This is a genomic window from Streptomyces sp. NRRL S-1022 (assembly GCF_000720135.1).
In the GTDB taxonomy this organism is placed as follows: Bacteria; Actinomycetota; Actinomycetes; order Streptomycetales; family Streptomycetaceae; genus Streptomyces.
The window spans coordinates 1-14,436 of record NZ_JOIU01000021.1; the positions used below are offsets into that span (position 1 = coordinate 1).

General features: G+C 72.8%; 10 protein-coding genes and 1 pseudogene. 7 read left to right on the forward strand and 4 right to left on the reverse strand.

Translation table 11 applies throughout. From position 1 onward, the window contains the following. From IG05_RS47115 to IG05_RS0128020, 3 genes and pseudogenes are all read left to right on the forward strand, one after another. Positions 1-136 (forward strand): annotated as a pseudogene (locus IG05_RS47115) (CoA transferase); the annotation flags it as partial. A gap of 43 nt (positions 137-179) precedes the next feature. After that, positions 180-1,394 (forward strand): acetyl-CoA C-acetyltransferase, encoded by a 1,215-nt coding sequence (locus tag IG05_RS0128015; protein ID WP_030346797.1) that lies wholly within the window; start codon positions 180-182, stop codon positions 1,392-1,394. 49 nt (positions 1,395-1,443) lie between these two features. Then, positions 1,444-3,627 carry a 3-hydroxyacyl-CoA dehydrogenase NAD-binding domain-containing protein gene (locus IG05_RS0128020; RefSeq protein ID WP_030346798.1) on the forward strand — a complete coding sequence of 728 codons (2,184 nt, stop codon included), beginning with the start codon at positions 1,444-1,446 and terminating at the stop codon, positions 3,625-3,627. On the opposite strand, the gene IG05_RS0128025 is transcribed toward IG05_RS0128020, so the two are convergent. Continuing rightward, the gene (locus IG05_RS0128025; protein WP_030346799.1) at positions 3,613-4,320 is read right to left on the reverse strand and encodes a MerR family transcriptional regulator; all 708 of its coding nucleotides are present in this window, start codon (positions 4,318-4,320) and stop codon (positions 3,613-3,615) included. The two genes, IG05_RS0128020 and IG05_RS0128025, sit on opposite strands and share 15 nt — an antisense overlap. A 220-nt stretch (positions 4,321-4,540) precedes the next feature. On the opposite strand from IG05_RS0128025, the gene IG05_RS0128030 reads away from it, so the two are divergent. Next, positions 4,541-6,007, forward strand: a complete 1,467-nt coding sequence (locus tag IG05_RS0128030; RefSeq protein ID WP_030346800.1) for an amino acid permease — start codon at positions 4,541-4,543, stop codon at positions 6,005-6,007. 157 nt (positions 6,008-6,164) lie between these two features. Next, the gene (locus tag IG05_RS0128035) at positions 6,165-7,082 is read left to right on the forward strand and encodes a PfkB family carbohydrate kinase (RefSeq protein WP_030346801.1); all 918 of its coding nucleotides are present in this window, start codon (positions 6,165-6,167) and stop codon (positions 7,080-7,082) included. A gap of 4 nt (positions 7,083-7,086) precedes the next feature. Here IG05_RS0128035 and IG05_RS0128040 read toward each other — a convergent pair whose 3' ends face one another. After that, the gene (locus IG05_RS0128040) at positions 7,087-8,574 is read right to left on the reverse strand and encodes a M1 family metallopeptidase (RefSeq protein ID WP_030346802.1); all 1,488 of its coding nucleotides are present in this window, start codon (positions 8,572-8,574) and stop codon (positions 7,087-7,089) included. A gap of 178 nt (positions 8,575-8,752) precedes the next feature. Between IG05_RS0128040 and IG05_RS0128045 the strand changes: the two genes are divergently transcribed. Beyond that, positions 8,753-10,702, forward strand: a complete 1,950-nt coding sequence (locus IG05_RS0128045; protein ID WP_030346803.1) for a Xaa-Pro dipeptidyl-peptidase — start codon at positions 8,753-8,755, stop codon at positions 10,700-10,702. A 388-nt stretch (positions 10,703-11,090) separates the two neighbouring features. Here IG05_RS0128045 and IG05_RS0128055 read toward each other — a convergent pair whose 3' ends face one another. Then, positions 11,091-12,005, reverse strand: a complete 915-nt coding sequence (locus IG05_RS0128055; protein WP_030346804.1) for an FAD-dependent oxidoreductase — start codon at positions 12,003-12,005, stop codon at positions 11,091-11,093. A 135-nt stretch (positions 12,006-12,140) separates the two neighbouring features. Between IG05_RS0128055 and IG05_RS0128060 the strand changes: the two genes are divergently transcribed. Beyond that, positions 12,141-13,781, forward strand: a complete 1,641-nt coding sequence (locus IG05_RS0128060) for an ABC-F family ATP-binding cassette domain-containing protein (protein ID WP_030346805.1) — start codon at positions 12,141-12,143, stop codon at positions 13,779-13,781. Here the strand turns inward: IG05_RS0128060 and IG05_RS0128065 are convergent. Beyond that, complete coding sequence (locus IG05_RS0128065; protein WP_030346806.1) at positions 13,778-14,353, reverse strand: DinB family protein; 576 nt, start codon at positions 14,351-14,353, stop codon at positions 13,778-13,780. The two genes, IG05_RS0128060 and IG05_RS0128065, sit on opposite strands and share 4 nt — an antisense overlap. Between the last annotated feature and the right edge of the window lie 83 nt (positions 14,354-14,436).

A 14,436-nucleotide genomic window follows, 5' to 3' on the forward strand; every position in this document is an offset into this window, starting at 1 on the left:
CTTCTCCGCCACCCCCACCGCCGTCCGCACCGGCCCCGCCCGGCCCGGCGCGGACACGGCCGCGGTCGCCCGGGACTGGGGGATACCGGACCGTCCCGCCGACGACCCCGACGACCTCGTCACCGACCGCGGCTGACCCGGCCCACCCCGCTCGGCCCACCCTCCCGAAAGGCACCCCAGTGAGCACCGAAGCGTACGTGTACGACGCGATCCGCACCCCGCGCGGCCGCGGCAAGGCGAACGGCGCCCTGCACGGCACGAAGCCCATCGACCTGGTCGTCGGCCTCATCCACGAGATCCGCGACCGCTTCCCCGGCCTCGACCCGGCCGCGATCGACGACATCGTGCTCGGTGTCGTCGGCCCCGTCGGCGACCAGGGCTCCGACATCGCCCGGATCGCCGCCATCGCCGCCGGACTGCCGGACACGGTCGCCGGCGTGCAGGAGAACCGCTTCTGTGCCTCCGGCCTGGAGGCCGTCAACCTGGCCGCCGCCAAGGTCCGCGCCGGCTGGGAGGACCTGGTCCTCGCGGGCGGTGTCGAGTCCATGTCCCGCGTCCCGATGGCCTCGGACGGCGGCGCCTGGTTCAACGACCCGATGACCAACCTCTCCGTCAACTTCGTGCCGCAGGGCATCGGCGCCGACCTGATCGCCACCATCGAGGGCTTCTCCCGCCGGGACGTGGACGAGTACGCGGCCCTGTCCCAGGAACGCGCCGCCACCGCCTGGAAGGAGGGCCGCTTCGACCGCTCCGTGGTCCCCGTGAAGGACCGCAACGGCCTGGTCGTCCTCGACCACGACGAGCACCTGCGCCCCGGCACCACCGCCGACTCCCTCGGCAGGCTGAAGCCGTCCTTCGCGGACATCGGCGACCTGGGCGGCTTCGACGCGGTCGCCCTGCAGAAGTACCACTGGGTGGAGAAGATCGACCACGTCCACCACGCGGGCAACTCCTCCGGCATCGTGGACGGCGCCTCCCTCGTCGCGATCGGCTCCCGGGAGGTCGGCGAGCGCTACGGCCTCACCCCGCGCGCGCGGATCGTCTCCGCGGCCGTCTCCGGCTCCGAGCCGACCATCATGCTCACCGGCCCCGCCCCCGCCACCCGCAAGGCCCTGGCCAAGGCCGGCCTCACCATCGACGACATCGACCTGGTCGAGATCAACGAGGCGTTCGCCGCGGTCGTGCTGCGCTTCGTCAAGGACATGGGCCTCAGCCTGGACAAGGTCAACGTCAACGGCGGCGCCATCGCCCTCGGCCACCCGCTCGGCGCCACCGGCGCCATGATCCTCGGCTCGCTCGTCGACGAACTGGAACGCCAGGACAAGCGGTACGGCCTCGCCACCCTCTGCGTCGGCGGCGGCATGGGCATCGCCACCGTCGTCGAGCGCATCTGACCTCCCCGCGGAAACCAAGCGACCGCAGACCTCAACGGAGACGACTGTCATGACCGAGAGCACCACCATCCGCTGGGAGCAGGACGACACCGGTGTCGTCACCCTCGTCCTGGACGACCCCGACCAGTCCGCGAACACCATGAACCAGGCGTTCCGCGACTCCCTCGCCGCGATCACCGACCGGCTGGAGGCGGAGCAGGAGAACATCCGCGGCATCATCCTCACCTCCGCCAAGAAGACCTTCTTCGCGGGCGGCGACCTGCGCGACCTCATCCGGGTCACGCCGGAGACCGCGCAGGAACTGTTCGACGGCGGCCTCGCCATCAAGCGGAACCTGCGCCGCATCGAGACCCTCGGCAAGCCGGTCGTCGCCGCGATCAACGGCGCGGCCCTCGGCGGCGGTTTCGAACTGGCCCTCGCCTGCCACCACCGGGTGGCCCTCGACACCCCCGGTACCAAGATCGGCTGTCCCGAGGTCACCCTCGGCCTCCTGCCCGGCGGCGGCGGAGTCGTCCGCACCGTACGGCTGCTGGGCATCACGGACGCCCTGCTGAAGGTGCTCCTCCAGGGCCAGCAGTACAACGCCCGGCGCGCCCAGGAGAACGGCCTCGTCCACGAGGTCGCCGCCACCCCCGAGGACCTGCTCGCCAGGGCCCGCGCCTTCATCGACGCCAACCCAGAGTCCCAGCAGCCCTGGGACCGGCCGGGCTACCGGATCCCCGGCGGGACGCCGGCCCACCCCAAGTTCGCCGCGAACCTGCCCGCCTTCCCGGCCAGCCTGCGCAAGCAGACCGGCGGCGCCCCCTACCCGGCCCCGCGCAACATCCTCGCCGCCGCCGTCGAGGGCTCCCAGGTCGACTTCGAGACCGCCCAGGTCATCGAGGCCCGCTACTTCGTGGAACTGGCCGCCGGACAGACCTCGAAGAACATGATCCAGGCCTTCTTCTTCGACCTCCAGGCGGTCAACTCCGGCGCCAACCGCCCCCGGGGCATCGAACCCCGCCAGGTCCGCAGGGTGGCCGTCCTCGGCGCCGGCATGATGGGCGCCGGCATCGCCTACGCGTGCGCCCGCGCCGGCATCGACGTCGTCCTCAAGGACGTCTCCCTGGAGGCGGCCGTCAAGGGCAAGGGCTACTCCGAGAAGCTGTGCGCCAAGGCCGTCGCCAGGGGCCGCACCAGCCAGGAGAAGGCCGACGCGCTGCTCGCCCGTATCACCCCCACCGCCGAGGCCGCCGACCTCGCCGGCTGCGACGCCGTCATCGAGGCCGTGTTCGAGGACACCGCCCTCAAGCACAAGGTGTTCCAGGAGATCGAGCAGGTCGTCGCCCCCGACGCGCTGCTGTGCTCCAACACCTCCACGCTGCCCATCACCACGCTCGCCGAGGGCGTGCAGCGCCAGGACGACTTCATCGGGCTGCACTTCTTCTCACCGGTCGACAAGATGCCGCTGGTGGAGATCATCAAGGGCGGCCGCACCGGCGACGAGGCCCTCGCGCGCGCCTTCGACCTGGTCCGGCAGATCAACAAGACGCCGATCGTCGTCAACGACTCCCGCGGCTTCTTCACCTCCCGGGTGATCGGCCACTTCATCAACGAGGGCGTCGCCATGGTCGGCGAGGGCGTCGAACCCGCCTCCGTGGAACAGGCCGCCGCCCAGGCCGGCTACCCGGCCAAGGTGCTCTCCCTCATGGACGAGCTGACCCTCACCCTGCCGCGCAGGATCCGGGCCGAGACCAGGCGGGCCGTGGAGGAGGCCGGCGGCACCTGGACCGCACACCCCGCGGAGGCGGTCGTCGACCGCATGGTCGACGAGTTCGGCCGCACCGGCCGCAGCGGTGGCGCCGGCTTCTACGACTACACCGAGGACGGCAAGCGCGCCGGGCTCTGGCCGGGCCTGCGCGAGCACTTCACCCGGCCCGGGTACGAGATCCCGTTCCGGGACATGCAGGAGCGCATGCTCTTCGCCGAGGCGCTCGACACCGTGCGCCTCCTGGAGGAGGGCGTGCTCACCTCCGTCGCCGACGCCAACATCGGCTCGATCCTCGGCATCGGCTTCCCCGGCTGGACCGGCGGCGTGCTCCAGTACATCAACGGCTACGAAGGGGGCCTGCCCGGCTTCGTGGCCCGCGCCCGCGAGCTGGCCGAGCGCTACGGCGAGCGGTTCACCCCGCCCGCCCTGCTCGTGACGAAGGCGGAGAAGGGGGAGCCGTTCAGCGACTCAGCCCGCTCCTGAGCCGGTGAGCCACTCGCTCAGCTCCTCCCGCAGCGATCGCTGGAAGGTGGTCAGCAGCGCCTGCACCACCAAGGGGTGCATGTGCGCCGACAGGGACTTCACGTCCCGGGCGTCGCGCTCCTCCACCTCGCCGCGCAGGAGCTGGGAGAGCGCGTGAGCCGCGGCGCGCGAGTGCTCCACGAGCACCTTGCGCGCCGCGAGGATCGCCTCCTGCGACAGCGGTACGTCCAGGAGCCGGACGCCGAGCCGCAACAGCCCGGCGTCCACCCGGAAGGTGTCCCCGCCGACCGGCACGACGACGTTCATCGCCGCCAGCCGCTCCACGTCCTCCGCGCCGAGCGGGCGTCCCGCCCGCCGCTCCAGCTCCCGGCGCGGCACCGTCTCCACCACGTCCGGCGCCCAGGACGCGACCACCGCGCGGTGGATGGCCAGATCGTGCGGGGTCAGGTCCTGCGGCAGCTGCCGCAGGTACCGCTCGATCGCCGCCAGGGTCATGCCCTGCTGCTGCAGCTCCTCGATGAGCGCCAGGCGCGCCACGTGGTCGGGACCGTAGTGCCCCACCCGGCGCGGACCGATCACCGGCGGCGGGAGCAGCCCCTTGCTGCCGTAGAAGCGGACGGTGCGGACGGTGACGCCCGCCCGCGCGGCCAGCTCGTCGATGGTGAGGGGCGTCTCCCCGGTACCGGTCGTCATGCGCAGCAGTATTGCTGTCTCACCGATGGTGTGAAACCCGGAAGGAGCCTGTGGCCGTCGTGTGAGAAGAACCGCTCTGTGACGTGGACCATCGCATACCGGCCGAACCCTCTGGGAAGCTGCTGCCTTGGTCTGTGCCGCAACACGAGGGTGGTGCGGGCCAGGACCTGCACGAACCCCGGGCCCACGAGGCCCGGGCGCACCAGGAATGGAACCACCCGTGAGCAAGGAAGCCGTGGAATCGGCACCGGCCACCACCCACCCCCCGGTGGCCCAGACGCCCGCGGACGCGGGCGACGCCGGTTACAGCAAGGACCTCAAGGCCCGCCACGTCAACATGATCGCCATCGGTGGCGCCATCGGCACCGGACTCCTCCTGGGTGCCGGCGGCCGCCTGCACAACGCCGGACCGGCGCTCGCCCTGGCCTACCTGGTCTGCGGCGTCTTCGCCTTCTTCGTCGTCCGGGCCCTGGGCGAGCTGGTCCTGTACCGCCCGTCCTCCGGGTCCTTCGTGTCGTACGCGCGCGAGTTCCTCGGCGAGAAGGGCGCCTACGTCGCCGGCTGGATGTACTTCCTGAACTGGTCGACCACCGGCATCGCCGACATCACCGCGATCGCGCTCTACACGCACTACTGGTCCATGTTCACCAGCATTCCCCAGTGGGTGCTCGCCTTGATCGCCCTCGCGGTGGTCCTGGCCGTGAACCTGATCTCGGTGAAGTTCTTCGGCGAGATGGAGTTCTGGTTCGCGATCATCAAGGTCGCCACCATCGTCGGCTTCATGCTGATCAGCATTTTCCTGCTCGCCACCCAGCACAAGGTCGGCGGCCACACCCCCGGCCTGAGCATCATCAGCGACCACGGCGGCCTCTTCCCGCACGGCGCGATGCCGGTCGTCCTGGTCATGCAGGGCGTGATCTTCGCCTACGCCGCGCTGGAGCTGGTCGGCGTGGCCGCCGGCGAGACCGCCGAACCGGAGAAGGTCGTCCCCCGCGCGGTGAACTCGATCATGTGGCGCGTGGGCCTGTTCTACGTCGGCTCGGTCGTCCTGCTCGCCCTGCTGCTGCCCGGCTCGGTGTACTCCGCCGACGAGAGCCCGTTCGTCACGGTCCTGTCGAAGATCGGCGTCCCGGCGGCCGGCGACGTGATGAACCTGGTCGTGCTGACCGCCGCCATGTCGTCGCTGAACTCCGGCCTGTACTCCACCGGCCGCATCCTGCGCTCCATGGCCATGGCGGGCTCCGCCCCGAAGTTCACCGCCCGCATGAACCGCAGCCAGGTGCCCTACGGCGGCATCCTGCTGACCTGCGCGGTCTGTGTGCTCGGTGTCGGCCTGAACTACCTGGTGCCCAGCCAGGCCTTCGAGATCGTGCTGAACGTCGCCTCCCTCGGCATCATCAGCACCTGGGTGATCATCATGCTCTGCCACATGATCTTCGTCCGCCGCGCCCGCGCGGGCCTGGCGACCCGGCCGCACTTCCAGCTGAAGTTCAGCCCGGTCACCGAGATCGCCACGATCGCGTTCCTGCTGATCTGCCTCGGCATGATGTGGAACGACCCCGAGGTCGGCCGGAAGACCATCCTGCTGATCCCGCTGCTCGCCGTCATGCTGGTCGCCGGCTGGTTCGGCGTCCGCCGCCGCGTGGCACGAAACACCGGCCAGGAGCTGTCCGAGCTGTCGAAGTAGCAGCTCGGAGCCACTGTCAGTGGCTTCGCCTAAAGTGGCGTCACCCCGGAATCCAGTGGCTCCGGGGCGACGCCACCACGCGCCGGTGCACAGAACACAGGAGGCCGGCGGGACGCGGGACGGCCGTGGCGGCGCACGACCACGGGGAGGGCGCGCGATGACCGCACGGGCGGGGACGACGGATGTGCTGGTACTGGGCGGGGCCGGGGTGGACACCATCGTCCACGTCCCCGAGCTGCCCCTGCCGTACGCCGACAGCTACATGATCGACTCGGGGATCCGCACCCGCGCCGGGCAGACCGGCGACTTCGTCGCCCTGGGCCTGGCCAGGCTCGGCCTGCGCACCCACCACCTCGACCTGCTCGGCGACGACCCCGAGGGCGACCTCGTGCGCGCCCTGCACCACGAGCACGGCATCACCCTCACCGCCCTCCCGCAGCCCGCCGGCACCAAGCGGGCGGTCAACCTGGTAGGCCCGGACGGCCGCCGCCTGTCGCTGTACGACACCAGCCGCGCCCACCCCGACGACCGCTTCCCCGAGGCCACCCTGCGGGCGCTGGCCGCCGCGAGCCGGCACGTGCACGTGACGATCACCCAGCCCTGCGCCCACGCCCTGCCCGTCCTGCGGGAGACCGGCGTGCCGCTCTCCACGGACCTGCACGACTGGGACGGCGAGAACCCGTACCACGAGCCGTTCGCGTACGCGGCCGACGTCGTCTTCCTGTCGGCCGCCGCCCTCGCCGACCCCGAGCGGACCATGCGGCGCATCGCCGGGCGGGGCCGGGCCCGGGCCGTCGTCGCCACCGCCGGAGCGGACGGCGCGTACCTGCTGGCTGGCGGCGAGCTGACCCGGGTGCCGGTGGCCGAGCCGCCCGCTCCGGTGGTCGACTCCAACGGCGCGGGCGACGCCTTCGCCGCCGCGTTCCTCTACGGCCGGCTGACCGGCGAGCCACCCGAGCGCTGCGCCCGGTACGGCGCGATCGCCGGCGCCTACGCCTGCACCGTCCCGGCCTCCCGCGCGGACGCGATAGGCCGGGCGGACCTCCTGCGGCAGGCGGCCGGGCCGGACCGGTGAGGCGTCAGTGCCCGTGCACGTCGTTCGTCGCCTCGATCTTCTTCCACGACTTCGGCCGCGCCACCGGCGTACCCGTCTTCACCAGGGCGCGGACCGCCGGCGCGGCCGGCTTCGACGGCTGGAACAGCCAGGTGTCGAACAGCGCGGACAGCGGCTTGCCGGACACCTGCTCGGCGTACCTCTGGAAGTCGGCCACCGAGGCGTTGCCGTAGGCGTGCTCCTTCGGCCAGCCCTTCAGGACCGCGAAGAACGCGTCGTCACCGATCTCGTTGCGCAGCGCCTGGATGGCCAGGGCACCCCGGTCGTAGACGGCGCCGCTGAACTGCTCGTCCGGGCCCGGGTCGCCGGGCTTCACCGTCCAGAAGGCGTCGTCGGCCGGGTGCGAGGCGTACACGTAGTCGGCGAGTTCCTGCGCGGTGCCCTCGCCCTCGTGCTCGGACCACAGCCACTGCGCGTACCGGGCGAAGCCCTCGTTGATCCAGATGTCCTTCCAGCCCTTGACCGACACGTAGTCGCCGTACCACTGGTGGGCCAGCTCGTGCACGACCACCGAGGTGTTGGAGCCGTTCGCGAACTGCCGCGGGCTGTAGTAGACGCGGCCCTGCGTCTCCAGCGCGTACCCGGTGGTGGTGTTCGGCACGTAGCCGCCCGCCGAGCTGAACGGATACGGCCCGAAGTAGCCGCTCAGCCAGTCCACCAGCTCCCCGGTGCGCTCCACGCTGGCCCGCGCGGCACCGTCGTTGTCGCCCAGGTCCTTGCTGTAGGCGTTGACGACGGGCACCCCGCCGTCGGAGGTGCCGGTGGTGATGTCGAACCTGCCGAGCGCGAGCGTGGCCAGGTAGGTCGCCTGCGGCTTGTTCTGCCGCCAGTTGTAGCGGGTCCAGCCCAGCTTCGAGGACGTCGACTGGAGGGTGCCGTTGGAGATGGCCTGGGTGCCGTCCGGTACCGCCACCGACACGTCGTAGGTGGCCTTGTCGGTCGGGTGGTCGTTGCTCGGGAACCACCACCAGGCGGCCTCGGGCTCGTTGGCGGCCACGCCTCCGTCGGGCGTGCGGTGCCAGGAGGTGAAGCCGTAGGCGCTCTTCGCCGACGGCACCCCGCTGTAGCGGACCACGATCGTCACCGGCGTGCCCTTGGCCAGCGGCGTCTTCGGGGTGACGACCAGTTCGTGCTGGTCGGACGTGGTGAAGGCGGCCTTGGCGCCGTTGACCCGCACCTCGCTCACGTCCAGCAGGAAGTCCAGGTCGAAGCTGGACAGGTCCTGGGTGGTCCGCGCCTGGATCGTGGCCGTGCCCTGCAACTCGTCCGTCTTCGGCTGGTATTGCAGCCTCAGGTCGTAGTGGGAGACGTCGTAGCCGCCGTTGCCGTAGGACGGGTAGTAGGGGTCGCCGATGCCCGGGGCGCCGGGGGTGTAGCTCGCGGCCGATGCCGGGATCGCCAGCAGGAGGGAGGCCGCCGCCAGTGTGCCCGGGGCGATGATTCTGCGGTGCACGTCAGCTCCAAGTCGTCAGGACTGCAAGTCCGTTCGGAGAAGTCTGGTCAGAGCCTATTCAGTCCCCGGGGCCTCTGACCTGTCCATGGCCCCTGCTGTCACACGATCGCCATTCAGCCGACACGCGCCACGCGAGAGCCCCCTTCTGCACGGCAGTTGGCCGGAGTACCGTCCGCGCATGCCGAAACGCACGCGCTCCACGCTCTGGAGAACGCTCGTCACCGCCGCCGTCACCGCCCTGACGGCCGCCTTCCTCACCCCGGCCGTCGCCCAGGCCGCGCCGCGGGAGAGCCGACCCGTCTACTCCTACACCGACGCCGTCCGCGAGTCCGTATGGGTGGACACCGGCCTCGACGGGGACGGCGACGGACGGACCGACCGCGTCGCCGCCGACATCGTCCGGCCCGCCGAACCGGCCCGGCAGGGCCGCAAGGTGCCGGTCATCATGGACGCCAGCCCCTACTACTCCTGCTGCGGCCGCGGCAACGAGAGCCAGCGCAAGACGTACGACGCGCAGGGACACGTCGTCCAGATGCCGCTGTTCTACGACAACTTCTTCGTGCCCCGCGGCTACGCCTTCGTCGGCGTCGACCTCGCCGGCTCCAACCGCTCCGACGGCTGCGTAGACGTCGGCGGCCGCTCCGACATCCAGTCCGCCAAGGCCGTGATCGACTGGCTCAACGGCCGCGCCAGGGCCTACACCAGCCGCACCGGCGGCACCCCCGTGCGGGCCGGCTGGACCAACGGCCGTACCGGCATGATCGGCAAGAGCTGGGACGGCACCATCGCCAACGGCGTCGCCGCCACCGGCGTCAAGGGCCTCAGGACGATCGTCCCGATCAGCGCCATCTCCTCCTGGTACGACTACTACTTCGCCCAGGGCGCCCCCCTCTACGACGGCGGCCCCGACGAACTGGCCGACTACGTCGAGAGCGCCGGCGCGCACGCGCGCTGCGCGGCCGTACAGCGCGAACTCGCCGACGGCAGCCCGCGCAGCGGCGACCGGACCCCGCTGTGGACCGGGCGGGACTACGTCAAGGACGCCGCCAAGGTGCGCGCCAGCGTGTTCCTGGTGCACGGCATGCAGGACCTCAACGTCCGCACCAAGCACTTCGGGCAGTGGTGGGACGCCCTCGCCCGGCATGGCGTGAAGCGGAAGATCTGGCTGTCCCAGACCGGGCACGTCGACCCGTTCGACTACCGGCGCGGCGCCTGGGTCGACACCCTGCACCGCTGGTTCGACCACGAACTCCTCGGCTACGACAACGGCGTCGACCGCGAGCCGGCGGCCGACATCGAACGCCACCCCGGCCAGTGGGTCACCTCCACCGCCTGGCCCCCGCACGGCACCCGCACCACCGTGCTGCACCCGGCCGCGGGCAGCCGGGCCGGCGTCGGCACCCTCGGCCTGCGCCCGGCCGCCGGCACCGAGACCTTCACGGACGACCCGGCGCGCAGCGAGACCGACTGGGCGGCGCACCTGACCGCGTCCACGCCGGAGAAGGCCGGCTTCCTCACCGCGCCGCTCCGCCGGGACGTGCGCCTGTCCGGTTCCTCCACGGTGACGGTCACCGCGACCCCGACGACCGGCTCCGCCCATCTGTCCGCCGTGCTGGTCGACGTCGGCCCGGACACCATCCGCGACTACGCCGACCCGGCCGAGGGCATCACCACCCTCACCGACCGCACCTGCTGGGGCGCGAGCACCGCCGGGGACAGCGCCTGCTTCAAGGAGACCGCGGCGAAGACGGCCGCCGTCGACTACACCGTGGTCAGCCGGGGCTGGGCCGACCTCGGTCACTACGCCTGGCCGGCGAAGGGCGTCCCGCTCACCCCGGGCCGGGCCTACACCATCACCCTCTCCCTCGCGGCCACCGACCACGTCGTTCCCGCCGGGCACCGGCTGGCACTGATCGTGGCCGGCACGGACAAGGACCTCATCGACCCGCCGTCCACCAGGCCGACGCTCACCGTGGACCTGGCCCGTACGACGGCCAGGGTGCCGCTGGTGGGCGGTGCGGCGGCCTTCGCCCGGGCCACGTCCGGCGGCGCGGGGGCGCCCGCGCCGGGGGTTCTGGACGGTGTCGGAGCACCGCGTAACGCCGTCCGGCACGTTCCGGCGAGCTGACGGTTTCCGCCACTGCGGTACCGGCCCGGGACGGGTGGCTGGCCGCCGGGTTCGGGTGCGGGTTGCCGTCGGCTGGTCGCGCAGTTCCCCGCGCCCCTGGGGGGCCGGTCCGCGGGTTCGGGTGCGGGTCGTCGTGGGCTGGTCGCGCGGTTCCTCGCGCCCCTGGGGGGTGGCGGGTTCGCGGGTTCGGGTGCGGGTCGTCGTGGGCTGGTCGCGCGGTTCCTCGCGCCCCTGGGGGGTGGCGGGTTCGCGGGTTCGGGTGCGGGTTGCCGTGGGCGGGCTGGTCGCGCAGTTCCCCGCGCCCCTGGGGGGTGGCCGGTCCGCGGGTTCGGGTGCCGGTTGGTGTGGGCTCGTCGCGCGGTTCCCCGCGCCCCTGGGGGGCGGGAGGTCAGGTGGGTGGGGAGGCCAGCTCGGCTGCTTGGCGGGCGCAGCCCCATGCCACTGTGACGCCGGCGCCGCCGTGGCCGTAGTCGTGCACCAGCACGCGGCCGTCCGGGAGGGTCCGGCGCTCCAGCCGTACCGCCTCCCGGGCCGGCCGTAGTCCCACCCGGTGCGCGAGGACCCGCGCGCCGGCGATCTCCGGCCGGACGGCCGCGCAGCGGGCGACGATCGCCTCGGCCGTGGCCGGGTCCGGCTCCAGGGACCAGTCGTCCTCCTGCGCCGTGCCGCCCAGGAGCAGCCGGCCCGGCTGCGGGATGAAGTAGGTGGACGCGGCCGAGACGTGGTCGACGGAGGTGAACCAGCTCGTGACGCCCGGGTTCTCCACGACGACCAGTTGCCCGCGCACCGGCCGCACCGCCGGGTCCGGCACCAGGGAGCGGGCCCCGAGACCCGTGCAGTTGACCACCACGGGGGCGGGCACGGCGGCCAGGTCGGTCACCTCACGGACCTCCACCGCGCCCCCCGCCCTCTCCAGGCGCTGCCGCAGCCAGGCCAGATGCACCGGCATGTCGATCACCGGCAGCCGCGCCGCCAGCCCCTCGGCCACCGCCCGCAGCCCCGGCACCCGGCCCGCCCACGGGCCCAGCTCGTCCAGCCGGGCCCCGTGGTGGACGCCGTCGACCAGACGCACCCCCGTCTCCCCGGGGCGCTCCGCCAGCTCCTCGTACACCCCGAGGGACTCCAGGGCCCAGGCGCCCGCCAGCGGCTCCGGTTCGATGCGGTACGGCCACCACAGGCCCCCGGCGACCGCCGAGGTCGTCCGCTCGGCCGGCTCCCGCGTCCACACCCGTACCCGCCGCCCGGACTCGGCCAGCAGCACGGCCGTCGTCAGCCCCGCGACCCCGCCCCCGACCACGATCACTTCGTCTCTCGGCTCACTGTCCACGCCAGGACGATAGGCCCCGCGCGGCCCGGCCGGCAGACCGCTCCCCACGCCGGTGACCGGGAGAAGACGTGGCGGCCCCGCGCACCCGCCGCCGTTAGGATCGACGTCCTGATGACTGCCACCCTCGTTGCCAAGAACCTCGCCGCCGGGCACGGCGACCGCTCGCTGTTCTCCGGGCTCGACCTGGTCGTCGCGCCCGGCGATGTGATCGGGCTGGTCGGCGCCAACGGCGCGGGGAAGTCGACCCTGCTGCGCATGCTCGCCGGCCTCGTCCCGCCCGAGCAGGGCGACCTGCGGCTGTCCCCGCCGGCCGCGACCGTCGGACATCTCCCGCAGGAGCCCGAGCGCCGGCCGGGGGAGACCGTCCGGGAGTTCCTGGCCCGCCGCACCGGGGTCGCCGAGGCCCAGCGGACCATGGACGAGGCCACCCAGGCGCTGGTCGACGGCGCGCCCGGCGCGGACGACGCCTACGCGGCCGCCCTGGAGCGGTGGCTCGGCCTGGGCGGCGCCGACCTGGAGGAACGTGCCGAGGAGGTCGCCGACTCCCTCGGCCTGGCAGTGGACCTGGACCAGCCGATGACCGCCCTGTCCGGCGGCCAGGCGGCCCGCGCCGGCCTCGCCTCCCTGCTGCTGTCCCGCTACGACGTCTTCCTCCTGGACGAGCCCACCAACGACCTGGACCTGGACGGCCTGGAGCGTCTGGAACGGTTCGTCACCGGCCTGCGCGCCGGCACGGTCGTCGTCAGCCACGACCGCGAGTTCCTCACCCGCACCGTCACCAAGGTGCTCGAACTCGACCTCGCCCAGCAGCGGATCAACCTCTACGGCGGCGGCTACGCGGCCTACCTGGAGGAGCGGGAGACGGCCCGCCGGCACGCCCGCGAGGACTACGAGGAGTACGCCGACAAGAAGGCCGCCCTCCAGGACCGCGCCCAGACGCAGCGGGCCTGGATGGACAAGGGCGTGAAGAACGCCCGTCGCAAGGCGGGCAACGACAACGACAAGATCGGCCGCAAGTTCCGCAGCGAGGCCAGCGAGAAGCAGGCGGCCAAGGCCCGGCAGACCCAGCGCATGATCGAGCGCCTGGAGGTCGTCGAGGAGCCGCGCAAGGAGTGGGAGCTGCGCATGGAGATCGCGTCCGCCCCGCGGTCGGGCGCGGTCGTGGCGACGCTGCGGGACGCCGAGGTGCGGCGCGGCGACTTCACCTTCGGCCCGGTCTCCCTGCAGATCGACTGGGCGGACCGGATCGCGGTGACGGGCGCCAACGGGTCCGGCAAGTCCACCCTGCTCGGCGCGCTGCTCGGCCGCGTCCCGCTCGACGCCGGCCACGCGGCCCTCGGCTCCGGGGTCCTGGTCGGCGAGGTCGACCAGGCCCGCGGGCTGTTCCACGGCCCGGAGACCCTGCTCGACGCCTTCTGCGCCGCCGTCCCCGACACCGAACCGGCGGAGGTCCGCACCCTGCTGGCCAAGTTCGGTCTGAAGGCCGCCCACGTGCTGCGCCCGGCCGCGACCCTGTCGCCGGGCGAACGCACCCGCGCCGCGCTCGCCCTGCTCCAGGGCCGGGGCGTCAACCTCCTGGTGCTGGACGAGCCGACGAACCACCTGGACCTGCCGGCCATCGAGCAGCTGGAGGGCGCTCTCGACGCCTACACGGGCACCCTGCTCCTGGTCACCCACGACCGCCGCATGCTGGACGCGGTCCATGTGACCCGGCGCCTTGAGGTGGCCGACGGCAAGGTGACGGAGCGTTAGCCGACGCGGGCCGCGGCCTCCTTCGCCGCCCGTTCGACCCGGCCGAGGTGCGCCGGGTCACGGGGCGCCACGTTGAGGCCGTCCGGCCGCTGCCCCACGGCCCCGTCGATCAGCTCGCGCACGATGTCCGCGTGCCCGGCGTGCCGCTGGGTCTCGGCGACCATGTGGGTCAGCACCCGGTGCAGCGTCGTCCCGGCCGGCGCGCCGGGCACCCGGCCGACCGCGTCCAGCGGGAGCGCCGCGACGGTCTCGTCGGCCCGGGCGCACGCCCGCCGGTACCGCCCGGTGATGTCCTCCCGGCTCTCGTCGGCCCGCGCCCACAGGTCCGCGTCCGGTTCGGCGTCGCCCGTGATCCACAGGGGCGTGCCCGGGAAGGGCCGGCCGAAGGCCGCGCCGAAGTACAGCGCCTCGGCGCCGGTCAGGTGCTTCACCAGGCCCAGCAGGTTGGTGCCGGTGGGAGTCAGGGGGCGCCTGATGTCGTACTCGGACAGGCCGTCGAGTTTCCAGAGCAGCGCGTCCCGGGCGTCCTGGAGGTACACCTGGAGGTCGGCTTTGGGATCGGATGGGGTCATGGGGCCAGTCTGACGATCAGGTGACCGGTGTCCACCGGTTTCCCGGGTGGCGCGGGCCGGGCCGGGCGAGGTGTGGCCGCCCG

Excerpts from the sequence above, each read along its gene's own strand:
- IG05_RS0128025 (WP_030346799.1), bottom strand. The coding sequence starts at position 4,320 with ATGACGACCGGTACCGGGGAGACGCCCCTCACCATCGACGAGCTGGCC.
- IG05_RS0128020 (WP_030346798.1), top strand. The coding sequence starts at position 1,444 with ATGACCGAGAGCACCACCATCCGCTGGGAGCAGGACGACACCGGTGTC.
- IG05_RS0128065 (WP_030346806.1), bottom strand. The coding sequence starts at position 14,353 with ATGACCCCATCCGATCCCAAAGCCGACCTCCAGGTGTACCTCCAGGAC.
- IG05_RS0128045 (WP_030346803.1), top strand. The coding sequence starts at position 8,753 with ATGCCGAAACGCACGCGCTCCACGCTCTGGAGAACGCTCGTCACCGCC.
- IG05_RS0128060 (WP_030346805.1), top strand. The coding sequence starts at position 12,141 with ATGACTGCCACCCTCGTTGCCAAGAACCTCGCCGCCGGGCACGGCGAC.
- IG05_RS0128035 (WP_030346801.1), top strand. The coding sequence starts at position 6,165 with ATGACCGCACGGGCGGGGACGACGGATGTGCTGGTACTGGGCGGGGCC.